Genomic DNA, 26,336 nt, shown 5'->3' with positions numbered 1-26,336 from the left:
TAATGAGTATGCCCATGTTTAAATCCATGAAAAAAAATGGTCTGATTCTGGCTGTTTTTGCCTTGTTATCGACAGCATTAGTTTCTCTAACTCACGATTTCACGGCTAATCGTATTTCTGAACAGCAGCAACAACAATTACTAAATACCTTAAACCAAGTTATTCCTGTCACAAGTCATGACAACTTACTGTATAAAAATTGTACTTTAGTTAAAAACCTCCAATATATAGGCACTAAAACACCGATGCCTGCTTACATCGCAACCCAAAATGGAAAGCCAACGGGGATTGCAATCGAAGGTATCGCTCCTGATGGTTACAGCGGTGCAATTAAACTCATTGTAGGTCTTGATACTAAGGGGGTTATTACTGGTGTTCGTATTTTAGAGCAACATGAAACGCCAGGACTAGGTGATAAAATTGAAACCTCCGTGAGTGATTGGATCTATAGTTTCACAGGTAAACGTGTTAATGGCGCAAATGATCCTAAATTCCATGTCCGTAAAGATGGTGGGGAATTTGATCAGTTTACCGGCGCGACTATTACTCCACGCGCAGTAGTTAAAGCGGTGAAAAATATTTCGTTGTACTGGCAAAATAATCAGCAACAGATCCTAAGCCAGCCACTAGACTGTCCGAGTGAATAATTATGACAACATCTTATAAAGAGTTGATGAAAAATGGCTTATGGTATAACAACCCGACGGTCGTACAGCTGTTAGGTTTATGTCCATTATTGGCAGTATCATCAACAGCAACCAATGCGCTCGGATTAGGTCTTGCGACGACCATGGTTTTGGTAATGTCTAACTTTACTATTTCCATTATTCGCAAATGGGTACCGTCAGAAATTCGAATTCCTGTTTTCGTAATGATCATTGCATCACTGGTAACCTGCGTTCAATTATTAATGAATGCCTATGTCTATGGCTTATATAAGTCATTAGGTATTTTTATTCCATTGATCGTAACTAACTGCATTATTATCGGTCGAGCGGAAGCCTTTGCCTCAAAAAATAAACCACTACCAGCGGTATTAGACGGTTTATGGATGGGGCTTGGTATGACATCGGCACTATTTTTACTGGGCGCGATGCGTGAAATTTTAAGTAAAGGCTCACTATTTGATGGTGCCAACCGCTTATTAGGTGATTGGGCATCGGTACTGCATATTCAAATATTTCATTTTGACAGTAGCTTTTTACTTGCCATGCTACCACCGGGGGCATTTCTTGGTGTCGGTTTTATGATTGCGCTGAAAAATATTATTGATAAATACAAAGCAGATAAACAAGCTGCATCAAAAAAACAACAGCAACCAAAAGTTGAGCGCGCACGTATTACCGATATAAAATAATACGCTATTTGTGACTTTTCAGTACTAAAACTGGCTTTCGAGCCAGTTTTACTCTTGCTGTAAATATTATCAAATATGCCAATCATCTCTATAGGCGCTCACCCTTAATCATAGTGATATTGGCATTTTATTGCGTCAGGAAAGACAATGAACAATCAAAAACGGGTTCAGATATTAGAACGATTACAAGCTGAAAATCCACACCCACAAACAGAACTTCACTGGACAACACCGTTTGAGTTGTTAATTTCAGTTTTACTATCAGCACAAGCAACTGATGTTAGTGTCAATAAAGCAATGGATAAGCTCTACCCCATTGCCAATACACCTCAAGCTATCTTTGATCTTGGTGTTGATGGCGTAAAACAATATATAAAAACCATTGGTTTATTTAATTCTAAAGCAGAAAACGTTATTAAAACTTGTCGTATCTTACTCGATAAACATAACGGCGAAATTCCTGAGGATCGAGCAGCATTAGAAGCATTACCTGGAGTCGGACGTAAAACAGCAAATGTTGTTCTTAATACTGCTTTTGGTTGGCCAACTATTGCGGTTGACACTCATATTTTCAGAGTCTGTAACCGTACTAAATTTGCTATCGGAAAAAATGTTGAACAAGTAGAAGAAAAGCTACTAAAAGTAGTTCCAGCTGCATTTAAAGTCGATGTCCACCACTGGCTTATTTTGCATGGCCGTTATACCTGCATTGCACGAAAACCACGTTGTGGCAGCTGTATTATTGAAGACTTATGTGAATATAAAGATAAAATCGAGATTTAATTATAATGCTGCGACCAGCCTTAAATGGACGCAGCTACTCCATCTCGCTCAAGTAACGGATTGCTTTCCAAGTTACACTTCACTACGCCCTAATGAAATAACTACTCGACGATTTTGATTTCGACCGACAGGGGTTGAGTTGTCCGCAATGGGTCGCCGTTTGCCATGTGCTTCAACCTGTATTCGATTTTCAGGTAAGCCTAGCGCCTTAAAATAATGTTCAATTTTATCAGCTCGCTGCTCTGATAACCGTTGTCCTTCAACTGTGCCAAGGGCTGAATCGCTATATGCCGCCACCAGCACTAAATCAATATCATCAGAATAACGAACATAATTAGCGATTTGTGCCAAGCGTTTTTGTGACATGTTATCTAACTCATCACTGTTGCTATTATAATGCAAAATTGTAAAGGCAATATCATCAAAACTAAATGGCATTAAATTATTTAAACACTGACTAAAGTCTTGATATGATTTATTAAAATTTACGGCAGATAAGCCAACCTCCAATTGTCGTTGCTGCTGTACCGGCCATGTTTTATAACTAAAGGTAGGATTACGCCCATCTTCTAATTCAGCTAACATTTGCCACACAATGTTGCCGTCAATATAACCATCAAATTGTTTAAAAAACTTCAAATTAGTCATTGAATAAGCAGCATCTCCCGGCATCCATAATGGTGGCATTGACGTTAATTTAACGTTACGGGTAGTCCCAAGCCGACGGTGCATTTTTAATTCAAAATGAAGATTCATTGTTTTGCTTGAAAGCGCTGAAAATTGTGCACTACCATAACGGGGAATAACATGATTAAGACGGCATTCTAGTGGTGTATTAACCACTAATTGCCATTGTGATTGACTTGGTTGGGCCAAATAATTTTTAGCTACAGCCATTGGCATTGATAAAAATACACTGACAATCAATCCACTTCGAAACCAAGGTGTTAATAGTTTAATGACATTCATTTAATAACCAAACCAGAAGAAATAATACGACAACAATGACAACAACATGCTTCTATATCGGCACTAATGATGTGAGCTTTAGCCTTGTCTTATAGTATCAAAGTTTCAATGTATTCAATCCTAGAACGATAGCAAACGACAATGAAATTAAGCTATTAATCTGCCATAATACTGAATTCTATTATTTTGACAGCAGTGCTATGAGCCAAGATAACCAATTTAATACCCTAAAAAGTCGCTTTCGCGGCTACTTTCCTGTCGTCATTGACGTTGAAACTGCAGGTTTTGATTCAAAAACGGATGCCTTATTAGAAATTTGTGCTGTCACTCTACAAATGGATGAAGATGGTTGGTTAAAACCTGCAACAACTATCCATTTCCATGTTGTACCGTTTGAAGGGGCTATCTTGCATAAAGAAGCCTTAGAATTTAATGGTATCCGCGACCCTTTTAGCCCATTACGGGGTGCAGTATCAGAAGAAGTGGCACTGAAAGAAATTTATAAGCAAATCAGAAAAGAACAAAAGCATACCGATTGTACACGCGCAATCATGGTGGCCCATAACGCAACGTTTGATCATAGTTTTGTGATGGCAGCATCAGAGCGCGCTAAACTAAAACGTAATCCATTCCACCCTTTTGCAACCTTTGATACCGCGGCATTAAGTGGTTTAGCATTTGGACAAACAGTACTGGCTAAAGCCTGTCAGACAGCTGAAATACCATTTGATAATAAAGAAGCACACTCAGCACTGTACGATACAGAACGTACTGCGGAATTATTTTGTAAAATAGTCAATAAATGGAAACAATTAGGTGGGTGGCCGCTACACACTCCCTCAGAAGAGCCATCAGCAGCAGAATAGCTACCACCATTTTCTGTTCTTTATTAAACCCATCGTTGTATGGGTTTTTTTATACCTCATCTGCATCTTGCCATTGGTTATGCACCACATCTTATTAAAAATAGAATCGAAATGAATAACCAATCGATTATTAATTAACATATACGCAACATTCCTCTTATACTTTATCTGTAATGCGTTTTGTTTTTCCTCATGGATGAATAAAAAATGAAAGAATAACCGTTGAGAGGCAGAATAATGTCCGTAAATATACGTTATATTTCCCTTGCACTTTGTAGCAGCCTTACCGCCACCTCCGCCTTTGGGGCCGGATTTCAAGTATCAGAACAATCAGCATCAGGATTAGGGCGCGCTTTTGCAGGAGAAGCAGCCATTGCAGATAATCCTGCCGTTATTTCTCGAAATCCTGCCGCCATGACAAAATTTAGATCAATGACAATATCAGTGGTCGGAAGTATTGTTGCTCCAGATATTGATATTATTGCTCATGACGCACCAAATGGAACGCAAACAGCAAAAAATGTTGCACCCTCAGCATTTGTCCCCGCAAGTTACTTTATTATGCCGCTCAATGAGCGTCTCTCTTGGGGCGTCGCGCTATTTTCAGGTTATGGCGTCACCACCGATTATCCCGCTGATTTTTATGATGGTACATCGACAGGTAAAACGTCATTAGTTGCGATTAATTTAAACCCTAGTATCGCTTACAAAGCCACTGAACAATTAAGCCTTGGCATTGGTATCAATGCTGTTTATGCCTCCGCTGAGCTTTACCGTCACTATGGTCAGAATGCGTTGCCTTTTTATCCTGCAATTAAACCCAGTGATAAAACAATAAACATGAAGGGTGATACTTGGAGTTGGGGCTGGAATATTGGTGCTTTTTATGAGGTAGACGATAATAATCGCTTTGGCATTGCTTATCGTTCTAAAGTTGACCTTGATTTTAAAGGTGATTTTACTGACTACTCCGGAGTTGTACTTGGCAGTAATAATCGAGGCAACACCATTAAAGGAAAGCTGCCTGTTGTACTTCCTGCAACTGCCGAATTCTCTGGCTTTCATCAGCTCAACCATCAAATAGCGGTTCATTACAGCCTCTTTTGGACCCAATGGAGCAGCTTTAAAGAGTTACGCGCTACTAATTCACAATGTAATTTTGGTGGCCAAATGCCTGGTGTCTGTTTATTAAAAGATGAAGATTATCAGGATGCATTCCGGTGGGCCATTGGTGCCACATATACTTTAAACCCAACAATTACTTTACGTGCAGGGTTTGCCTATGACGAACAAGGCGGCAAGGCAACACTCAGTATTCCTGATACTGACCGTTTTTGGTATTCAGCGGGGGCAACTTATCACTATAACTCTCAACTAAGCATTGATGTGGGCCTTAGTTATGTCTATGGCAAAGAAAGTGATTTTGTTGAGAATAACGACCGTTTTACGGCCAGCAGCGTTGCTTATATTGGTGCAGCACAACTTAACTACGCCTTTTAGCCCCAATGGATAACAACATTTTAGCTTTTAATAAGGGAATATATGAATAAGTATATTTTAACAATACTAACAACAAGTTTAGGGTTAATTGGTTGTGGTAGTGACAGTAAACTCGAAGGTGCACCAACATTAGATCCTAATATTACTGAAAGTGTAAACGCTGCAACTAAAATTAATTTTGATTTAATCAGCGATCCACAAAACCCAATTCTCGTTCAACCCACTTATTTATTAATGAATAACCGTGATGGCACATTAAATACCGAAGCCGCAGCCATCGATCCAACGAATATTAGTGATCCATTAGTTGCAATGGGACAAACCGACGGCTGGAGTACCAATCAACCTCTACAGTTACAATTTGTAGGTGCGAATCTTGATGCGACGACCTTAACTGACGGGTTTTATTTAATTGAATCAAACAATCCAACCAATGATACTGATACTACGCCCCCAATAAAGCTTTCCCAAGCCAATGGCGACTTTGCTCTCTCTGCATCTGGCACCACGCTAACAGTGATGTTATTGAAACCATTAAAGCCCGCTCATAATTATATGTTTGCCATCACTAATGAGCTACAAGACAGTAACGGTAATAGTGTGGGTATGAGTAACACCTATGCGGTCTTAAAAGCGCAAGCAACTGCGCCCTCTCCAGCATTAATCCCCGCGCAAAAAATCACCCATAACACCGAAACCGAATTTGCAAGAGTCGGTGTCAATAAAGACAGTATTATCTTCTCAAGTTGGTTTACCACCGCCTCCGTTGGCGATGCTATTTTTGCAGTTAAAACAGCCACAGCTCTTGCACTCCAACAAGGTGCAAATACCGTTTGGAAAGGTAGCGCCCTTAACGATAATGTTACAACATCCGATTTACGTAACTTGTTTAGCTTTTCTAACCCTACAGACACTAAAGCGCAGACACCCGCAGGAAAAGGAGAAATTTACACAGGAACGGTAGCATTGCCCTACTTTTTAAATAATAGTGCCGCCAACTTTGCCACCACACCTTGGCAAAGCGGAATGCCAAGTATTGCCATTATCAGCTCTGTATTAGCAACTGGAAGTGCTGCTGATAAAGCAACAATTATAGAACAACTAGCAGCACTTAATATAACCCCTGCAGATATTGCAGCGGCAACAGATCCTAGTGTTCAAAATAAACTTTTAGTTGCATTAACAGGAGCAACGCTGACTTTAGCAAATGGTGATCAACTTGATCCACAACGTCTGATCACTCGTTTTAGCCCTCTCCCAAAATTACGCTCAGTACAGTATATTGATTACATATTAGTGCTCCCTAGTGCCGCTAAATGTAACGCTGTAGGGAAAAATAGCACCAGCATCTATTTACATGGTATTACCAGCAACAAAGAAACTGTATTCGCACTTGCAGACAATATAATTAATGATAATTGTCAGGCTATTTTTGCGATTGATCATCCCCTGCATGGAAGTCGTACTATTAATGGTGTTCCTGGTAGCGCCAGTGATGGTCACCCTGAGTATTATTTAAATTTATCAGCCCTGACCGTTGCCCGTGATAATTTACGTCAAAGCAGTAGTGATATTATTAACTTGCGAGCAACCATCGGAAGGATCTTTGCGATCATTGCCGAAGGTGATAATACGACCATTAATAACTTAGGGCATTTAAAAACCTTAGATCCGGTACAAGGGGTAACCTTTATTGGTCATTCATTAGGTGCCATTACGGGTGTTAGTGTCGCTAATATTATCAATCGCCCTCTAGGAGAACCAACAATAGATACCACCTACTTCGCTATTAATACTTTTGCATTAGCAAATCCTGGTGGTGAAATCCCTTATCTATTGTTAAATTCTGGCAGCTTTGGGGGCTTCGTAAAAGGTAACTTAATGCTCAGTAGTAATGCTGAATTTAAAGCCTTTTGTAACCAACAATCTTTAGGTGCTGCGGACTGTTTTAATGCTTACCAAGCGCAGTTAATTTCTCAAGGTGATGCCGCCTCTCTCGCAACATTAACTGCAACTTATTCCACGTTTAACCGCTTCGCTTATGCTGCTCAAACCGTATTAGATACTATAGATCCAACCAATCATGCACCACAAGTCAATCCAAGTACGGCATTATATTTAGCACAAGTCAAAGATGATGCAACGATTCCGAATATGACACCACTGGGAGCGACGGTTGAGGGGACTAATATTTTACTGCCATATTCTCCTTTCACAGGGACAACCCCATTAATTTTCGGGCTCAACCTCGCAGTGACAGATAAATCGATTACAGATCAATTAATTCGCAATGCCGTATTATTTAATCAAGGTGGTCATTCATCATTGCAAAATCCAACAATAAGCCCTGCTGTAACACAAGAAATGCAACAAGAGATAGCATCATTTATAAATACAAAGGGTCAAAACATAACGATTAACAATAAAAGTGTAATTATGACAACACCTTAAATGTTCATAAGATAAAACTAAACATTATAAAAGCGGGTTAATTACTCGCTTTTTTTTGTTATATAAAACAATATGATATTTTCATATGCCCGTTGTTAAATATAAATGTCAGCACAAAATTAGTACTCGACAAATGCTGAAAATCAAGCACACTGTGATATATGAGATCAAAGTCTCATAATAACAATTAAATCGTGTGTTGCAGTGATTAACACTGACAGACGAACAAAGTAATAATGCAAACAACGGATGGAACTCACGTTTTATGAACCCTGTAATTATCGCCGTATGCATCATGCTGGTACTCGCTTTAATGCGTGTCAATGTCGTGGTTGCACTTACATTTAGTGCCATCATTGGTGGCCTCATCGGAGGATTGTCTCTTACCGATGCTGTTTCTGCCTTTGAGGGTGGTTTAGGTGGTGGAGCGACAACCGCTCTTAGCTATGCCATGTTAGGTGCTTTTGCCGTCGCTATTTCGCGCTCTGGTATTACTGACGTCCTTGCTCAAAAAGTAATTAAACACATTAGCGGCCATGAAAATATTGCCGCAGCAACAGGGGTTAAATATAGCGTTCTTATCATTTTAGTATTGCTTGCCATTTCTTCTCAGAACGTTATCCCTGTCCATATCGCTTTTATTCCAATTGTAATTCCACCGTTATTACATGTTTTTGCCAAACTTAAACTTGATCGCCGCTTAATTGCCTGTGTATTAACGTTTGGCTTAGTTACCCCTTATATGGTACTTCCAATAGGTTTTGGTGGTATTTTCCTTAATAATATTCTACTAAAAAATTTACATGATAATGGTCTAGATGTTGCTGCGAGCCAAGTGCCTATCGCAATGATCTTACCCGCTTGTGGTATGTTATTTGGCTTATTAATGGCAACATTTGTGAGTTACCGTAAGCCACGAGAATACTCAGTAGCAAAAATTCTTGCGAGTGAGCCAGAGAAAAAGACCATTGATATGCGTCATGTTTACGTTGCTGTTGGTGCTATTTTTGCAGCATTAGGCGCACAACTTTATAGTGGCTCAATGATTATTGGTGGCTTGGTCGGCTTCATGGTCTTCACCTTTACGGGTGTCATCAAGTGGAAAGAAACCCACGATGTGTTCACGAAAGGTGTCCATATGATGGCGATGATCGGTTTTATTATGATTGCAGCAGCAGGTTTTGCAGCGGTAATGAAAGCGACAGGTGGCGTTGAAACCTTAGTTAATTCACTAGAAGCTGTTATCGGTAATAACAAACCCCTCGCGGCATTATTAATGCTTGTTGTTGGTTTATTAGTAACCATGGGTATTGGCTCATCATTTTCGACAATTCCAATTCTAGCAACAATCTATGTTCCATTATGTTTGTCTTTTGGTTTCTCGCCAATGGCAACTATTGCTATTGTAGGAACAGCGGCAGCACTAGGTGATGCAGGTTCTCCAGCTTCTGATTCAACTTTAGGTCCAACATCAGGTTTGAATGCCGATGGACAACATGATCATATATGGGATTCTGTAGTACCAACGTTTATCCACTATAACTTGCCACTAATTGCCTTTGGCTGGATAGCGTCAATGATACTTTAATTATGATTAAATCATGTTAGTCATCACTATTTAATTATATAAATATAAAAAAACCGCCAACGTCTAACGTGGCGGTTTTTTATAAGTGCTAAATAACACACTTAGCAAACAAGCTTACTCAGCTGCTTGTGCATCACGACGAGCAGCAGACTCTTTAATTAGTGTCTGTAATTCACCTTTTTGGAACATTTCCAAAATGATGTCACAACCACCAATTAGCTCACCATCAATCCATAATTGTGGGAATGTTGGCCACTGTGCGTATACAGGCAATTCAGCACGAATATCTGGGTTTTGAAGAATATCTACAAATGCAAATTTTTCACCACAGTTCATTAATGCTTGTGCTGCTTGTGATGAGAAACCACAGCTTGGTAATTTTGGAGAGCCTTTCATGTACAACAAAATAGCGTTATCTGAAATTTGTTGTTTAATTTTATCGATAGTTTCCATCGCTTCCTCGTCCGATTCTAATAGTCATTTGTAATAAACCCTACCATTCTACTTGGTTATCGTCACCAATAAAAATACTTTCAAATTATGTTTAGCACCTCGTTATCAACAATAAAACGCAATCTTAGTTATATTGATATCTATTAAGTGGTTATTGACCTTACTGATAACGAGGTATAGGGTATTTTTTTAAGCATAATGCTTTTAATAAACTAAAAACTTGCTAAAATAAAACGGTCAGATTCAAATAATAAGTAGGCGCCAACGTCTACTAGAAGTAATGTCGTGGGCATAAGCCCAATAACTACAATTAAAATGGAGAATTGAGCAATGGCATTTGAATTACCAGCTCTACCGTACGCAATCAACGCTCTTGAGCCACATATCTCTCAAGAAACACTAGAATACCACTACGGTAAGCACCACAATACTTACGTTGTTAAGCTAAACGGTCTTGTAGAAGGTACTGACCTTGCTGAAAAATCTCTTGAAGAGATCGTACAGACTTCTACGGGTGGTGTTTTCAACAACGCAGCTCAAGTATGGAACCATACATTCTACTGGCACTGCCTAAGTCCAAATGGCGGCGGCGAGCCAACTGGCGAATTAGCAGATGCAATTGTTAAAGCATTCGGTTCTTTTGCAGAATTCAAAGCTAAATTCACAGATTCAGCAATCAACAACTTTGGTTCAGGCTGGACATGGTTAGTTAAAACTGAAGATGGCGCATTAGAAATCGTTAACACTTCAAACGCAGGTTGCCCAATTGCAGAAGAAGGTCTAAAAATGACACCGCTTCTAACTGTTGATGTATGGGAACACGCTTACTACATCGATTACCGCAATGCTCGCCCTGATTACATGGCAGCATTCTGGGCATTGGTTAACTGGGATTTCGCCGCTAAAAATCTTGCAGCGTAATTTACAGTGATACAAAGACTAAAAACCCGCTTATTTTAAGCGGGTTTTTTATTATTTTAATCCGTAATAACAATTAAGCTTTCGCGGCTAATAAAATACGGAGTGTACGTCGTAATGGTTCTGCTGCTCCCCAAAGCAACTGATCACCGACAGTAAACGCATTCAAATAATCGTCACCCATTGCTAATTTACGCAAGCGACCAACAGGCACTGATAATGTTCCTGTCACTTTAGCAGGGCTTAATTCTTGTACTGTAATATCACGCTCATTCGGGATCACTTTAACCCAATCATTATGGGATGCAATGATCGCTTCCACTTCATCAAGCGGTACATTTTTCTTAAGCTTTAATGTTAATGCTTGGCTATGACAACGCATTGCGCCAATACGTACACAAGTACCATCAATAGGAATCGGGCTATCTTGAAGACCTAAGATCTTATTGGTCTCAACCGATGCTTTCCACTCTTCCTTGCTTTGACCATTATCACGCTTAACATCAATCCATGGAATCAATGAACCAGCCAATGGCGCCCCAAATTGTTGAGCAGGAAAATCTGAGGCACGTAATGTTTGCGCAACTTTACGATCAATATCTAAAATGGATGTTGCTGGATTAGCTAATTCGCTGGTAACAGAATCATTAATCACACCCATTTGGCTGATTAACTCGCGCATATTCTTTGCACCAGCACCGGATGCTGCTTGATAAGTTTGCGAAGTCATCCATTCAACTAATCCCGCTTTATATAAACCACCCACCGCCATTAACATCAAACTAACGGTGCAATTACCACCAACATACGTATTAATACCACTATGAATACCTTGTTGGATTTGTTCAAAATTGACCGGATCAAGTGTGATAATAGAATCAGGTTGCATACGTAAGGTTGATGCGGCATCAATCCAATAACCTTTCCAACCCGCTTGTCGTAATGCTGGATACACTTTCTCAGTATAACTGCCACCTTGACAGGTAATCACCACATCAAGTCGCTTCAAAGCTTCAAGATCAAACGCGTCTTGTAATACGCCAGCATCTTTTCCAAAATTAGGCGCTGCTAAACCTACCTGTGATGTGGTAAAAAAGACCGGATCGATAACAGCAAAGTCACCTTCCTCGACCATACGCTGCATTAATACAGAGCCCACCATACCACGCCAACCGACTAAACCTACTGTCATCATTTGCAACTACACTCCCTGTTGTATTGAAATATCTTTATCCATCTATAGAGATTTACAAGATTAAAAACAAGCATAATTTTCAATTATAAATAAAAAACACCAGTATTTAAGATAACCATATTTTACGATCTTCTTATCATTTGAGTTTCTTATTAGTTACATTAGGTTTTATTATTGCCAATGAAAAACTAAAAAAATCGCACGAAAACCAACCACAACACCCCAAAAAACAATCTTTTACGTACAAAAAAAGAGCTTATTTCTAGCTTATGCAATCAACTTAGTAAAAAGTTAACATTGGTATATCTTTGAAAAAAAGACCTTTCCCTGATAATCTCCATGGCTGTGATTAAGTAGGTAGATAGTTCATAACCATTATTGTTAATAGCTTTTTATGCTTTATCTATTGCTTTTTGTACAATTTTTACAGATACACTATGACTTTATAATAAATATAAAACACAACATAAGAACCATCAATTAACACTAAAAGAACAACTAAAGTCAGTGTTTTACGAAAGATCTGTATCAAAAAGACTTAGATCACAGAAAGAAACATTATTTATCACGATGATAAATCAATTTGATAAAGTAACGCCGCTTCAATTGCCGTCTTTTTCAATCCGATTTAAAAACCAATGATAAATAGTATTGATTGGTTGGGTTGGACCCAATTTCAACAAGCTCGATAAAACAAGGTTAGAAGTATGGAAAAACAGACAATCGTGAAATTACCCTCAGTAATGCAAGTAATTATTGCATTAGGTATTTTCCTTGCCCTTGCATTCTCTTTTACCTCAAAATTGAATTTGCCAATCCAACTAGCGTTATACATTGGTTGGTTTGTGATTATTGCATTAGGAATTAAACTCGGACATGATTATAAATCGTTAGAAAAAGCCGCAACCAAAGGTATCGCTAACGGTTTAGGTGCAGTATTAATATTATTAGCCGTTGGTTCATTGGTCGGTACTTGGATTGCTGGCGGTATTGTTCCAACAATTATCTACTATGGTCTTGAAGCTATCCACCCTTCCATTTTCTTGCTGGCAACAATGATCATTTGTTCATTAACTGCATTGGCAACAGGCACATCTTGGGGCGCTGCAGGTACTGCTGGTATTGCAATGATGGGGATTGGTCAAGGGTTAGGTATTCCAGCACCAATGACTGCGGGTGCCGTACTTTCTGGCTGTTATTTTGGTGATAAAATGTCACCACTATCAGATTCTGTGATCCTTGCTTCTTCAATGTCTAACGTTGAAATCATGGAACACATCAAAGGCATGCTGCCAATTGCACTGATTAGCTATGTTATTACTGGCATTCTATTTACAGCAGTAGGTTTCCACTACGCTGGCAGTGTTGATATGTCACAAGTCGATTCTGTCATCGCAGCGATGGATAAACAATTTGTTATTTCACCATTATCGTTTATTCCTGTCATTATTGTATTAGTGCTATTAGCGTTCCGTTTACCTTCTTTCCCTGTTATTTCTTTTGGTTCATTACTGGGTATTGCATGGGCTGTTATGGTTCAGGGTATGGATCCTCTTAAAGCGATTAATGCTGCTTGGGCACCGTTCTCTATTAGCTCTGGGGTTGAATTTATTGATGCGATTCTAAACCGTGGCGGCATGTCATCAATGCTAGGTTCAGTTGCAGTAATTATTTTTGGTTTAGGTTTTGGTGGCTTACTTGATAAAGTTGGCGTACTACAAACTATTGCCCGTCTATTTGAACGTAAAGTAAATTCAGCAGGTAGCCTTGCAGTTTCGACTATCGCAACCGCTTTCTTAGGTAACGTATTTGGTTCAGCAATGTACGTATCATTAATTCTAACGCCAAAAATTTGTGCTAAAAACTACGACCGTTTAGGTTACCAGCGTAAGAATTTATCTCGTAATGCTGAATTTGGTGGCACGCTCACCTCTGGTATGGTGCCTTGGAGTGACAATGGCATCTACATGGCGAGTATTTTAGGTGTTGCTACTTTCTCTTACGCACCCTTCATGTGGCTTAGTTTTGTCTGTATTATTGTGACCATTGTGACATCGTACATGGGCTGGTTTGTCGATCGTTGTCCACCAGCAACGGCAGAACAATTAGCTGAAGATGACGAAGATGAGTTAATGACAGTGAAACGCTTAACGTCATAAGCTGCATTGTGCATTATATCGATCATATTAACGCACCTCTAAAAAGGTGCGTTTTTTTATTAAAACAAAAATAAAAAATCACACTTTCTTGCAATAAGTCACTATACAACCAATTGATACCTAATAGGTATTTATTGAAATACGAATCTATTCGGTATTTCTCCCTGTCGCAGCCCTCCCCGTTATTGACCCAACCATCAGCATCTTTATAGAGCCAGTTCACAAATATAAGATCCACATTTCATCAAACTTACTTTTCAATCCAACACCTTGACCCTCGTCAATATTTAAAACTCATTTTTAATGAAAATACCGCTATTACCGAATTAAGCACTAAATGAATAAGATGAAAACGTAGCCACAAAAACAATCATCGGTGTTCATTTGGTGAAACCATTTTTTATCTTTCCGTTTTATAAGGATATATCTATGAGCAACAACGCAATAGAAGGCCGTAAAGTTACTATTGGCAGCTACATTGCCCTCGCATTTGCTATCATTTTCTTTTCCGGCGCACTGCAATCTAATCAGTGGTACGGCGTATTTGATTTTACAACCTTAAATGGCTCATTCGGTAATGTCGTTTATTCCGTTAATGATACCGCAGAAGGTGTAGAAGCAGCTTCAACCTCATTCCGTGGCAAAGGTGGTAGCGGTGCGCGTGATGGCTTTATTTTTGCGTTAACGTTGATCCCAACAGTGATGTTTGCTCTAGGTATGATCAATGTCCTTGAGCATTACGGCGCACTAGATGCGGCACGTAAATTATTAACCCCTTTACTGCGCCCATTAATGGGTATTCCAGGTAACTCAGGTTTAGCGTTGATCGCCTCACTACAAAGTACCGATGCAGGTGCTGCCATGACACGCCAGCTAAATGATGAAGGTCATCTCACCAAACGAGAAACCGATATTTTTACCATGTTCCAGTTCTCTGCCGGTGCTGCGATTGTAAACTTCTTCTCATCAGGTGCGGTGCTATTTACCTTAACCACAGCATCAGGTGAACCAGCAGTAACCTCTTCTATCGGTCTTGCGGTTGCAATTATGTTTATCTTCAAGTTTGTGGGTGCCAACATTTTCCGCGTATACCTAAACATCACTGAAGGCAAAGAAAACAAAGACACTAAACCAACAACTGTTGCTCAGGAAAATGCATAATGACTATTACAAAAAAACCAATGGTGACTGATATTTTTGTTGAAGGCGCTAAAAAAGGCTGGGTAATTGCCACCACTTCAACAGTACCTAACGTCTTAATGGCTTTCGTGATCATCAAAGCACTACAAATCACAGGCGCATTAGAATTAATGGGCACATTATTTTCACCCATTATGGCTGTTTTTGGTCTTCCTGGTGAAGCAGCAGCAGTATTAATTGGTGCATGGATGTCAATGGGTGGCGCTGTAGGTGTTGTTATTACGCTGTTTGACCAAGGTATTCTAAACGGTGAACACATTGCCATTCTAGCCCCTGCTATTTATCTAATGGGCTCTCAGGTTCAGTACATGGGTCGTATTATGGGTCCAATTCGTACTGAAGGTCGTTACATTCCAATTATGATCGCTATTTCAGTATTAAACGCTTTTGCAGCAATGTTTGTAATGAACGTATTAGTGTAATTACTTAGCGCATTGGAATCCTTTGGTCTCCTGTGCGCTTTTTCTATTTATATTACCGATAAGCCATTAATGGCTCGGAGTCTTTAATATGTCTTTTTCTCTGAATAATTACCTTGAAGAATTACGCCCACTTATTAACCTTGATTGCGGCACTCTAACCGTTGATGGTATCGATGTTGTAGCCACCATCATGGCACAAAAATACCTTGATTTAGGTTGGCATGTTAAACGTATTGATTGTGGTATTGCAGGCACAGGTCTTGAAGTACGTAATAAACCAGATGCTGATCAGATCGATGTAATGCTCATCGGTCATATGGACACCGTATTCCCTGTTGGTACTGCGGCAGCTCGCCCAATGACACACGATAATGAGCGTGCTTATGGTCCAGGGGTTTCTGACATGAAATCAGGGCTATTAAGCATGGTTTATGCACTGCGCGATCTTGATCCAACGGCTCTCGATGCTTTATCTATCTGTGTGTGTATGAACCCAGACGAAGAGATCGGTTCACTGCATTCAGAAACATGGCTAAAAAGTGTTGCCGTTAACGCTAAACATGTTTTAGTGGCAGAAGCTGCTCGTGCTGATGGTTCATTAGTTAAAGCGCGTAAAGGCATGGCACGTTACCGTTTAAGTTTCCATGGTAAAGCTGCCCATGCGGGTAATGAACCTCAAAATGGTCGCAGCGCAATCACAGAAATGGCTCATTGGATTTTAGCTATTAATGCGATGACGAATTTTGAGTCAGGTACAACCTTAAATGCGGGCGTTGTCAGTGGCGGTGCTGGCGCAAATATTGTTCCTGATTTTGCGGAAGTTGTGGTGGATGTTCGTTTCTGGGATAACGATGAATACGCCGATGTGAATGCTCAAATTCGCGCACTAACAGAAACACCATTCGTTGATGGCGTCACGATCACAGTTGAACGAGAAGCACACAAACCATCAATGGTTCCAAGCCCACAAACTGAAGTATTAATGGCACAAGTTGAAGCCGTCGGTAAAGAATTAGGTATTGATATTACGTGGCAGGCAGTCGGTGGAGGCTCTGATGCTAACCTAACCGCCGTATTAGGTATTCCAACCTTAGATGGTTTAGGTCCCATTGGCGCAGGCTTCCACAGTGCTGACGAATGGTTAGATTTAGCTTCTATTGAGCCTCGTATTCGCTTATTACAGCAAGTACTTGTGAAAATCGCGCAACAATAACCCATAAAAAAAATATTAAAAAAGGCTGCATTTCTGCAGCCTTTTTTCTTTGTAAATAATCCACATTGGTATGACTTACAAAGAGGTACAATCTTTTCAGTTGTTAGGTTAAATCAATATCGGTTTAATAAAATCAATATGGATTTAACTCGTTTTTGCGATAATATCGGCTTTTGCGGCTGACATTTGGACACTACGTAAATTGTCTAACTTAAAGTGTATAGCCCGAAATGGGTGACGCCAAAAATAATGTGGATAACTCCAACGTAAAACGTGGATCATCTGAAGACGCTTGGCAGATTGATAACAATGTCCAATACAATGCATACAACTTGGCTTTTCTTCACCAAGACGACAACCTGTTACTCTCTCCTCAACATACTCGATAAGACTTTCACATTCAGAGCACATTACTGCTCCACGGTGCAACGTTTTACAATATAGGCGAATCATCGCTTTCACTGTATTCAGTTCACGCTGCGAACGAACTGAATGATTGTTAATAACTATCATAGTTGTGCCATTATCCATTCATCGCTATCAGTGCCAATGATAAAGATCAAATTTAAGCTCAAATCAGAATCTAATGGACAAAAACAAAAATCAAACTCATGAAGCTGGTGGTTTATTATACTTTAATACATTGTTCGAATGAATTTAGAACAATGTACAAATACGAAAAATTAGCATTGCCATAAAATATCGATACATTAAATAGCAAAAAACCACTGTGATATAAGCAAATATTAGGAGATGCATACTTCACAATGGCTTTATTTCTTATTAAGAACGCGGCATAACAGCCACTATTAATTATCGCTATTTAGACGACGTAATAGCTGATCTTTTAAATTAGGTGGGGTGCCTTTGATGGTTAAGGTATCCGTTTCTGCATCATAAAAGATCCGTTCACCTAATAACATACTATCAAAGTTAAGCGTCATACCGCCGCCAGAACCAACAAATTTGGTCAATTTACGCATTGCAGTACGATCGGCAGGAAAACTGTCCTCTAACTCATAACCTTGCTTAGAGGTAAAATCATAGAAGTTAGTGCCATCATCAGAAGTGGGTAATTCACCCGACAATTCTTTGACTGTCACTTCATCACCCGCTTGAAGTTGACCATTACAATAGTCGTAAACTTGCTTACGATACTGCTGTTTTTCTTCTTTATCTAAACGAGAATCCGCACAAAAATCTTCAACCGCTTGCATCAATACTTGGTTCTGAACTTTAACATCCAGCCCCACTTCTGCTTGCATAAAATCAAGGAAAAAGTCAGCAATCTTGCGACCAACACGTCCTTTAACAAATGTTAAATAGCGGGTTGATTCAGGATTAGTTTCCCATGATGACAAATCAATACGCGCAACAATGTCCATCTTATTAATATCAAGATAGTCCGTTGCACTAATACCTAGTTGATCAGTCACTTTCATACTATGGCACGTTGGTAGCATACCAATAAACAGATAATCAGTTGCGAGTGACTGATACTCAGCCATAACCAATGTACCCGCTTCAGCAAACGGATATTTAACTAATTCAGCCTGTAAACGTTGCACTGCTTGATTAGAAAATGTTAGGAAATCTAACTCGCCTTGACGAAATTGTTTCAACCAATGGGCAAACTCACTATCTGCGGCAAAATGAGCAAAGCCTTTTGTGCCTTTACTGCTATAAATTCGATGCAATTCAGCAACAAGATCCTCAGTTGCAGAATCATTATCAAGCGTTTGATTTCTAAGATGAATTTCTAGCTCATCTTGGTCGTTTTTTACTAATTGATGTAGAATGACGTTCGAAAGTGTAAGACTCATAATGGAAAAGGTTTTCAGGAAAACTGAACTCTAGGTTATCATAAGTCGTTATCCTAAACATTAAACAAGATTTCTTATGCCAATTACTTCAAAATATAGCACTAAAAAAGTTGAACAAATCATTGATGACGTGTTCGATGTTCTAGACAAACATAATACATCACCAGAATTAGCCTTAATGGTTGTTGGTGATATTGCTACTAATATTATCAATGCTAATGTACCTGTTGCACAACGTGAAGTTCTTGCACAAAAATTTGCAAAAGCACTGCAGGCCTCAATTAAAAAAGATTAAGTTTAACGTTGTATAGTTAAACATAGCATTGAAGACTGAGAAGAATTGACATTTATGGTCGCCAGCACATACAAAGACAAAGTTTCCCAACTAATTAGTTGGGGACACTGGTTTAGCTTTTTTAATATTATCGCTGCCATGCTATTGGGTACGCGTTATATTATCTATTCAGAATGGCCGATGACAACAATCGGGCAACTGTATCTAGGATTAAGCTGGATCGGACATTTTGGTTTCCTTGTCTTTGGTATTTATATCCTGATCCTCTTTCCTGCCAGTTTTCTAATCCCTTCACAACGCTTAATGCGCGTGTTTGCGGTATTAGTTTCAACAGTAGGATTAACAACACTGTTACTCGATACTTATGCCTATCAAAGTGTTGACTTACATTTAAGTCCATTAGTATGGGATTTGTTATTAAGTGGTGAAAAAACAGAATTAAATACACGCTGGCAATATCTATTTGTTGTCGTTCCAGTCATATTCCTGATCGAGATGATATTCTCAGAATGGATCTGGCGTAAACTTAGAAAGCTAACCCGCAAAAATGTTGGTGGTCCTATCGCCATCGTCTTTGGCTTATGCTTTCTAAGTAGCCACATTATTTATATCTGGGCGGATGCTAATTTATACCGCCCCGTTACAATGCAGCGTTCAAATTTTCCATTATCATACCCAATGACAGCCAAAACATTCATGGAAAAACATGGGCTGTTAGATCGCCAAGAATATGTTAAACGTCAAGCTCAACAAGGCATTAATAACAGTGAAATGATGCGTTATCCAATTAATAAAATTAACTTTTTGGATAAAGGCACGAAACAAAACTTGCTGATTATTATGGTCGATAGCTTACGTAGTGATATGGTTAATACCACGACCATGCCTAACCTTACCGCTTTTGCTAATAGCAATATTAATTTTACTGATAACTACAGTACCAGTAATAATAATAGCGGCGTATTTGGTTTGCTGTATGGCTTGCCAAGTGGCTATATTAATAGTATTCGAGCGGAAGGAAAATCGCCGTTATTACTTGATACCCTACAAGATCGAGGCTATCACTTTGGCTTATTTAGCGGTGAAGGGTTTGAACAACCTATTTATCGTGATGCTATCTTTTCAAAAACGCAACTTGCCACCATTGATAACCTCGATAATGGTAAACGCACCCCAAGCGATCGCTTAGCGTTTAATGATTGGCACCATTGGATAGAAAAACAGAAAATCAACGATCCATGGTTTAGCTTGCTTGAATTAACCTCTGTTGATCAATACGAAGAAAGTAGTGATTATCAAACTAAATTTACGCCATCTTTAGGCAGTAATTTACTGCACGATAAAAAAGTTAACTCTAGTGTTTTACTGAAAAATAGCTATCGTAACGCGGCTTTTCATATTGATACCATTTTAGGTAAAGTGTTTGCACAATTAAAAGCACAAGGCATGATGGATAATACTATCGTAGTTGTGACGTCAAACCATGGCACTGAATTTAATGAGACGGGCAATAATAGTTGGGGTTCTGACAGCAATTACAGTCAATATCAGATAAAAGTACCAATGATCATTCATTGGCCACAGCATCCAGCTCAAGTTGTTACCCGTCCAACCAGTAACCTTGATTTAGTACCGACCTTGATGGAATCACTGTTTAATGTCGCATCTAATCCATCAAATTACAGTTCAGGTATTAGCCTGTTTGATAATGATAGTGATCGTCGTTGGATCTTAGCTGGTAATAATAATGATATTGTGGTGATTCAAAAAGGAACAACGACAGTAGTTGATAAATATGGTAACTACCGAGTTTATAACGATAATTATCAGTTAATGGATCAGGATAAACCTAAATTATCAACGCTAATGCAAGTAATGCATGAGTTAAAACGATTTTATATTCCTAACGATTTGAATGATTAACATTATATGAAACTGAAAAAAGCAGCTTTCGAGCTGCTTTTTTTGTATTGTTATAATTACGCATTTTCACTACAAATAATCACTACGATTATCCGCATAACAATGTTCAAAACCATCTTGCCAACCATTACGGTATTTTACTACTGTTGCCATTCGTTCAGGATCACGCCGAAAACCATCTAGATATGTAGCACCCGCAACTGAACGGCTATAACAACCATCCTGATACCCATCAAGATAAGCGCGCTCAAAACCCAATTCAGCTAATTGTTGATGGCGACTATTACTGCAACCATTTAATACCCCAAAAATTATAATGCTTATTAATAATAGACGTTTCATCTTATTCGCCTTTTACCTACAATGCTAGCTAATAACCCTCATAAGAAAATAGGTTATTTTTAATATTAATATCTTATTCCTCTTTGAGATAAAATAGATAATAGCGACTAATTTAGCTGTAATATTAATAAGAATCAGTATAGAAAAAAGATAGATTAGCTCTCACTTTTCAGTGTAAAAAAGAATATATCTCTAACTTGTGGAGTATATCCTGCTAATTTTAAAGATAATAGTTAACAATAACCCTATCACGCCTAAATTGCCTCATGGAATAGAGTAGTAATGAACGAGCAGATTTCATTTTTTTATCAAACAGTTACTAAACAATGCAGTAATGCTCATAGCCTTAGAACTATTTGTGAATTAGTCTGCCGTAATCTTATTCAAAGCTTTTCAATTAATCATCTGCAACTTATTATTAAATATAATAACGAGTGGCAATTATTATTAGAACTAAACAGTGAAGGAATAAAATATTATTTCCCACCTGTAATAATGCCAATAACAAATGAATACCATTATAAAAATATTCATTACTATACTAATAAAACAGAAGCCTCTATTGATATATTAGAGAATTATCGTTATTTATTAATTCCACTGAAACATCATTCAAGTATTATTGGTCACTTAACGATTGCCGCCCCATTAACATCAAAACTACAACCTAAAGACTTCACGATACTGGCATCCTTACTGGCAGCGGAAATTGAATCAGGACTGATAAAACAAACAACGAAGCACCATAGTCTTAGCCGGATAAATACTGAAAAAGAATTATTATCAAGTAAAGAACAGCAACAATCACTATTGAATTACCTTCAAAGTATGCATGATATTTCTTTTCAATTATGGCGTAGCAGCATAATGAAAGATATGTTATTTATTGCTATTGATGAAGGAAAAAAACGCCTTAACATTGATAGGATGGCTATTTTTCTTTTTGATCAAAAAAAACATATGCACGGTACTTTTGGGACTGATATTCAAGGGAATACTGTTGATGAATTTTATTTTCATTCAGAGGTCCCTAATCAATGGTTTGCCTCTAATACATTAAAAAATAAAGAATATATTGCATTTAAAGAGAACACACCTTTATATCATGATTTACAACAAATTGGCTTTGGTTGGAGCGCCTATATAGCATTATGGGATGAAGATACCCCCATTGGATGGATCGCTTGCGATAATTTAATTACAGGACAACCTTTAAGAAATTATCATCATCAACTGCTGAAACAATATGGTTTTATTATTTCACAACATATTTTACGTCTACAAGCCGCTGACAACCTCATAAAACTCAATCATGATCTTGAGCAGCGCGTTCAAAGTCGCACCAAGGCACTCAATAAAGCCAATGAACAGCTGCAAAAATTATCGCGTATTGATGCTTTAACGAATATAGCCAACCGTCGTGTATTTGATGAAACAGTCATAACTGAATGGCATCGAGCTAATCGACTTGCCTTACCACTATCGTTACTTATCTTAGATATTGATAACTTCAAAACCTACAACGATAAACTTGGCCATGCCGCTGGCGATCAATGTTTAAAAACCATCGCGTCAGTACTTTCTAAAGTTGAACGTCGAGCGGGAACATTATTCGCACGCTATGGCGGTGAAGAATTTGTATTATTACTACCTGGACAAGATCAACAAGAAGCAGCTAATAATGCTCAACGACTGCTTAATGCAATGCATAAAGTAGCATTACCCTTTCCATGTCATGAATCAAATAATAACAACCAACCTATTGTGACGATCAGTATAGGCGTAAGTACTATTATTCCTTCTCAAACAACAACCTATTGTGATTTTTTCAAGTGTGTAGATACAGCATTATATCAAGCAAAAGCCAATGGTAAAGATTGTTTTCATGTAATAACATCAACATAAACAATAAAAAATTATCGATAAACGATAATTTTTTATTGTAAAACCATTTTAACAGCCATATTATAGCCTCATTCAATTAATGAGGATAAATCGCATGTCAAAAATTCAACAACAAAGCCGTAGAGTAAAAAATCTATTGCGACTATTTTTTATTCTTACTCCAATTTTAGTCTGCTATTTTTGGCTAACAATTGAGACACCTTATGATTTTTTAAGACAGACAGGCATAGTACAGACATCTTTTGATATTAATCAGTTAACAGAAACACCATTAACATTAACGACCCGTTTTCTTGCAATAGTAACGAGCCTAATTTATTGCTCAATTATTATGTATGCATTGAAAATTCTTATTACTTTATTTGGTAATTATGAAAATAAACAAATCTTCACTTTAGAGAATGCAGGCTGTTACCAGAAACTTGGCTACAGTGTATTTTATTGGGTAGGCGGTTCTATTTTTTATCAACCATTGATGACATTAATATTAACCTTTAATAACCCACCCAATCACCGCATGATTATGATTACCTTTGAAGGGCTTGATTTTTTAACCTTATTAATAGGTGCTATTATTGTTATAATTTCGTGGGTTATGAAGGAAGGTTATCTGCTCGCTGATGAACAAAATTACACAATTTAAGAGTTTATTATGACTATTGTTATTAACTTAGATGTCATTATGGCGAAAAGAAAAATACGCTTAAAAGAATTGGCTCAAGCAATGGAGATGACAGAAGCTAATTTATCAATACTTAAAAATGGAAAAGCAAAAGCGGTAAGATTTTCAACATTAGATAAACTTTGCGAGCAACTTGATTGTCAACCAGCTGATATTCTTGAATTTCAAAAAAATGATGACAATCTAAACTAACACTAATTTGGTCTAATCCCCTCTAATAAATCGTCATATAAATAAAAAAGCAGCGTAGGCTGCTTTTTTATTAGATACCATTACTCAATAATTCTCTTCGTTCAACTCTTACGCTTTGATGTGGCTTTTGTTTTAGCTGCCGAACCTTTCTTTGCATAACTGCGCTTCTTCGCTCGCGGTGTAAACTCAGGTGATGTTAACGAACGTAAACTTGGTGGTACATCACTGACTTTTACCTGCTCCATCAATGATGTAACTTGTTGCTCTAACGCTGCCATAAACGGCTGATAAGCACATTTTCTATCTGCCATATCATGCAATTGATGTTCCCAATGTGCTGTCATATCGGGATAGGTTGAGCTATCAGGCAAGGCGTAAATTAACCCTTTTCCAGCCTCTGAGGCATGAATAGCTTTACCTTGACGTTGTAACAATTGCCGTTTAAATAACATCTCTAGAATTCCTGCTCGTGTTGCCTCTGTACCTAAGCCATCGGTATCACGTAGGATTTTCTTTAATGATGCATCAGATACAAATCGAGCAATACCCGTCATCGCTTGTAATAACGTTGCTTCAGTAAATGCTTTTGGGGGCTCGGTCATTTTATCTTTGATCTCACCATCGCGACAAACCAATACCGTACCTTTATTTAGTGGTGGTACTTTATCGGCTAAATCACTGTCTTCTTTTTTATCATCACGTCCCAATAATACTCGCCAACCGAGTGACATTAACTGCCGACCTTTAGCAATAAATAGCCCATTAGCGATAGTGAATACCAACTTAGCATCAGCATATTCCGCCGCAGGATAAAACTGCATTAAATACTGACGAGCAATTAATTGGTATATTTTTGCTTCATAGCCCGTTAACACAGATGATGATTTGGGTGTCGGAATAATTGCATGGTGAGCATCCACTTTTTTATCATTCCATGCTTTTGTTTTTAATGCTGTATTTGCATTATCAACCGCGGTTGCTAACTGATTATCCGTTGCTGTAATCGCACGACACACATCATTAGCTTGCTTAAAATGATCGAGTGGTAAATGACGGCTGTCTGAACGAGGGTAAGTGATCACTTTATGTTTTTCATACAGTGACTGACAGGTTGATAAAACATCAGTAGCACTCATACCAAACCGTTTTGCTGCATCAATTTGTAACGCAGATAACGAGTATGGTAGCGGTGGTGCCTGCTTGGTTTGTTTACGCTCAGATTCCGTTACTTCTGCGGATTGGCCTTTAATACGTGCCACCACGTTTTCACATAACTTGCGATTGAGCACTCGCCCTTCTGAATCTTGATGAGGCTCACACGATTTACTGGGTTGCCACTTGGCATAAATCGTTTGTTCACCATAAGTAATTAATGCCAATACCTCATAAAAAGGTTTGGCGACAAAATTAGCGATCTCATCATCACGTCTAACCACTAATCCTAAAATAGGGGTTTGCACACGTCCAACCGACAGCACACCACGATAGCCACCTTTTTGACCGAGTAAGGTATAAGCACGAGTCATATTCATGCCATATAACCAATCAGCCCGCGAACGTGCAAGAGCAGATACAGACAAAGGAATAAAGTCACGGTTACTGCGCATCGTCGCTAATGCTTTTTTTACCGCAGCGGGGTTTAAATCTGAAATAAGTAGTCGTTGCGCTGCTTCTTTTTTAGTTTTGGATATTTTAACGTAATCAATCACTTCATCCACCAGCAACTGCCCCTCTCGATCGGGATCGCCAGCATGTACTACTGAGGTTGCTGTTTTCGCTAATTTTTTGATAACAGCTAATTGTTGTTTGGCTGCTTTACGTGGAATAAGTTGCCATTGCTCTGGCACAATAGGTAAATCGTCTAGGTGCCATTTTTTATAACGCGCATCATAAGCATCAGGTTCGACTTGCTCTAATAAATGCCCAATGCACCAAGTGACAATATCGCCATTACCCACTTCAATATAGCCAGTATTATTTTTATGTGGGCGAGGTAATACAGCAGCAATGGCTCGACCTAAACTTGGTTTTTCAGCTATATATAAGCAACTCATGAGGATCTTTATTTAAAATAATGAATATTATGACTGTACCGAAAAC

Annotated in this window: 24 protein-coding genes; 17 read left to right on the top strand and 7 right to left on the bottom strand. The window is 38.5% G+C overall.

The window, feature by feature from the left end:
- The first annotated feature begins 14 nt into the window (after positions 1-14).
- The 3 genes from rsxG to nth all read left to right on the top strand — a co-directional run bounded on the left by rsxG (position 15) and on the right by nth (position 2,140).
- A complete protein-coding gene (rsxG, locus tag OC457_RS04580) occupies positions 15-647 on the top strand; it encodes an electron transport complex subunit RsxG (RefSeq protein ID WP_080173484.1) in 633 nt (210 codons plus the stop codon).
- Positions 648-649: 2 nt separating this feature from the next.
- The gene (locus OC457_RS04575; protein ID WP_080173483.1) at positions 650-1,357 is read left to right on the top strand and encodes an electron transport complex subunit E; all 708 of its coding nucleotides are present in this window, start codon (positions 650-652) and stop codon (positions 1,355-1,357) included.
- A 147-nt stretch (positions 1,358-1,504) separates the two neighbouring features.
- Positions 1,505-2,140, top strand: coding sequence for an endonuclease III (gene nth, locus OC457_RS04570; protein ID WP_080173482.1), 636 nt, complete (start codon positions 1,505-1,507; stop codon positions 2,138-2,140).
- A gap of 72 nt (positions 2,141-2,212) precedes the next feature.
- Here the strand turns inward: nth and motY are convergent, their stop codons facing one another.
- Entirely contained in the window at positions 2,213-3,109 is an 897-nt protein-coding gene (gene motY / locus OC457_RS04565) for a flagellar protein MotY (RefSeq protein ID WP_080173481.1), read from the bottom strand.
- Positions 3,110-3,309: 200 nt separating this feature from the next.
- Between motY and rnt the strand changes: the two genes are divergently transcribed.
- From rnt to OC457_RS04545, 4 genes are all read left to right on the top strand, one after another.
- Entirely contained in the window at positions 3,310-3,975 is a 666-nt protein-coding gene (rnt, locus tag OC457_RS04560; RefSeq protein ID WP_080173480.1) for a ribonuclease T, read from the top strand.
- A 237-nt stretch (positions 3,976-4,212) separates the two neighbouring features.
- Positions 4,213-5,475 carry an outer membrane protein transport protein gene (locus OC457_RS04555; protein WP_080173479.1) on the top strand — a complete coding sequence of 421 codons (1,263 nt, stop codon included), beginning with the start codon at positions 4,213-4,215 and terminating at the stop codon, positions 5,473-5,475.
- A gap of 42 nt (positions 5,476-5,517) precedes the next feature.
- Positions 5,518-7,926: a VolA/Pla-1 family phospholipase gene (locus OC457_RS04550; protein ID WP_080173478.1), complete on the top strand. Its 2,409-nt coding sequence runs from the start codon at positions 5,518-5,520 to the stop codon at positions 7,924-7,926.
- A gap of 265 nt (positions 7,927-8,191) precedes the next feature.
- Positions 8,192-9,514, top strand: coding sequence for a Na+/H+ antiporter family protein (locus OC457_RS04545; protein WP_080173477.1), 1,323 nt, complete (start codon positions 8,192-8,194; stop codon positions 9,512-9,514).
- A gap of 114 nt (positions 9,515-9,628) precedes the next feature.
- Here the strand turns inward: OC457_RS04545 and grxD are convergent, their stop codons facing one another.
- Positions 9,629-9,967, bottom strand: coding sequence for a Grx4 family monothiol glutaredoxin (gene grxD, locus OC457_RS04540; protein ID WP_080173476.1), 339 nt, complete (start codon positions 9,965-9,967; stop codon positions 9,629-9,631).
- A gap of 330 nt (positions 9,968-10,297) precedes the next feature.
- Between grxD and sodB the strand changes: the two genes are divergently transcribed.
- A complete protein-coding gene (gene sodB, locus OC457_RS04535; RefSeq protein WP_080173475.1) occupies positions 10,298-10,888 on the top strand; it encodes a superoxide dismutase [Fe] in 591 nt (196 codons plus the stop codon).
- A 73-nt stretch (positions 10,889-10,961) separates the two neighbouring features.
- Here the strand turns inward: sodB and asd are convergent, their stop codons facing one another.
- Positions 10,962-12,077 carry an aspartate-semialdehyde dehydrogenase gene (gene asd / locus OC457_RS04530; protein WP_096777808.1) on the bottom strand — a complete coding sequence of 372 codons (1,116 nt, stop codon included), beginning with the start codon at positions 12,075-12,077 and terminating at the stop codon, positions 10,962-10,964.
- A 710-nt stretch (positions 12,078-12,787) separates the two neighbouring features.
- Between asd and nhaC the strand changes: the two genes are divergently transcribed.
- From nhaC to OC457_RS04510, 4 genes are all read left to right on the top strand, one after another.
- On the top strand, positions 12,788-14,239 hold the full coding sequence (gene nhaC / locus OC457_RS04525) for a Na+/H+ antiporter NhaC (protein ID WP_080173473.1): 1,452 nt from the start codon (positions 12,788-12,790) through the stop codon (positions 14,237-14,239).
- Positions 14,240-14,668: 429 nt separating this feature from the next.
- A complete protein-coding gene (locus OC457_RS04520) occupies positions 14,669-15,400 on the top strand; it encodes a nucleoside recognition domain-containing protein (RefSeq protein ID WP_080173471.1) in 732 nt (243 codons plus the stop codon).
- Complete coding sequence (locus OC457_RS04515; protein ID WP_080173470.1) at positions 15,400-15,861, top strand: YjiG family protein; 462 nt, start codon at positions 15,400-15,402, stop codon at positions 15,859-15,861. The genes OC457_RS04520 and OC457_RS04515 overlap by 1 nt, the downstream gene beginning before the upstream one ends.
- An 88-nt stretch (positions 15,862-15,949) precedes the next feature.
- Positions 15,950-17,074 carry a M20 family metallopeptidase gene (locus OC457_RS04510; protein WP_080173469.1) on the top strand — a complete coding sequence of 375 codons (1,125 nt, stop codon included), beginning with the start codon at positions 15,950-15,952 and terminating at the stop codon, positions 17,072-17,074.
- 144 nt (positions 17,075-17,218) lie between these two features.
- Here the strand turns inward: OC457_RS04510 and OC457_RS04505 are convergent, their stop codons facing one another.
- The gene (locus tag OC457_RS04505) at positions 17,219-17,587 is read right to left on the bottom strand and encodes a nitrous oxide-stimulated promoter family protein (RefSeq protein ID WP_080158162.1); all 369 of its coding nucleotides are present in this window, start codon (positions 17,585-17,587) and stop codon (positions 17,219-17,221) included.
- A gap of 296 nt (positions 17,588-17,883) precedes the next feature.
- Complete coding sequence (yejK, locus tag OC457_RS04500; RefSeq protein WP_080173468.1) at positions 17,884-18,897, bottom strand: nucleoid-associated protein YejK; 1,014 nt, start codon at positions 18,895-18,897, stop codon at positions 17,884-17,886.
- A 76-nt stretch (positions 18,898-18,973) separates the two neighbouring features.
- On the opposite strand from yejK, the gene OC457_RS04495 reads away from it, so the two are divergent.
- The gene (locus OC457_RS04495) at positions 18,974-19,192 is read left to right on the top strand and encodes a YejL family protein (RefSeq protein WP_036793798.1); all 219 of its coding nucleotides are present in this window, start codon (positions 18,974-18,976) and stop codon (positions 19,190-19,192) included.
- A gap of 54 nt (positions 19,193-19,246) precedes the next feature.
- Positions 19,247-21,115, top strand: coding sequence for a DUF3413 domain-containing protein (locus OC457_RS04490; RefSeq protein WP_080173467.1), 1,869 nt, complete (start codon positions 19,247-19,249; stop codon positions 21,113-21,115).
- Positions 21,116-21,184: 69 nt separating this feature from the next.
- On the opposite strand, the gene OC457_RS04485 is transcribed toward OC457_RS04490, so the two are convergent.
- A complete protein-coding gene (locus tag OC457_RS04485; protein WP_080173466.1) occupies positions 21,185-21,457 on the bottom strand; it encodes a hypothetical protein in 273 nt (90 codons plus the stop codon).
- Between the two features lie 282 nt (positions 21,458-21,739).
- On the opposite strand from OC457_RS04485, the gene OC457_RS04480 reads away from it, so the two are divergent.
- The 3 genes from OC457_RS04480 to OC457_RS04470 all read left to right on the top strand — a co-directional run bounded on the left by OC457_RS04480 (position 21,740) and on the right by OC457_RS04470 (position 24,236).
- A complete protein-coding gene (locus OC457_RS04480) occupies positions 21,740-23,362 on the top strand; it encodes a GGDEF domain-containing protein (RefSeq protein ID WP_080173465.1) in 1,623 nt (540 codons plus the stop codon).
- Between the two features lie 94 nt (positions 23,363-23,456).
- On the top strand, positions 23,457-24,005 hold the full coding sequence (locus OC457_RS04475) for a DUF2975 domain-containing protein (protein WP_080173464.1): 549 nt from the start codon (positions 23,457-23,459) through the stop codon (positions 24,003-24,005).
- Positions 24,006-24,014: 9 nt separating this feature from the next.
- On the top strand, positions 24,015-24,236 hold the full coding sequence (locus OC457_RS04470; protein WP_080173463.1) for a helix-turn-helix domain-containing protein: 222 nt from the start codon (positions 24,015-24,017) through the stop codon (positions 24,234-24,236).
- Positions 24,237-24,337: 101 nt separating this feature from the next.
- Here the strand turns inward: OC457_RS04470 and OC457_RS04465 are convergent, their stop codons facing one another.
- Entirely contained in the window at positions 24,338-26,290 is a 1,953-nt protein-coding gene (locus OC457_RS04465) for a DNA topoisomerase III (protein ID WP_080173462.1), read from the bottom strand.
- Between the last annotated feature and the right edge of the window lie 46 nt (positions 26,291-26,336).

The sequence above is a fragment of the Photobacterium toruni genome, assembly GCF_024529955.1.
GTDB classification, from domain to species: domain Bacteria; phylum Pseudomonadota; class Gammaproteobacteria; order Enterobacterales; family Vibrionaceae; genus Photobacterium; species Photobacterium toruni.
The sequence above is the reverse complement of the archived record's forward strand: the minus strand, read 5'-3'. Positions and strand labels throughout refer to the sequence as shown.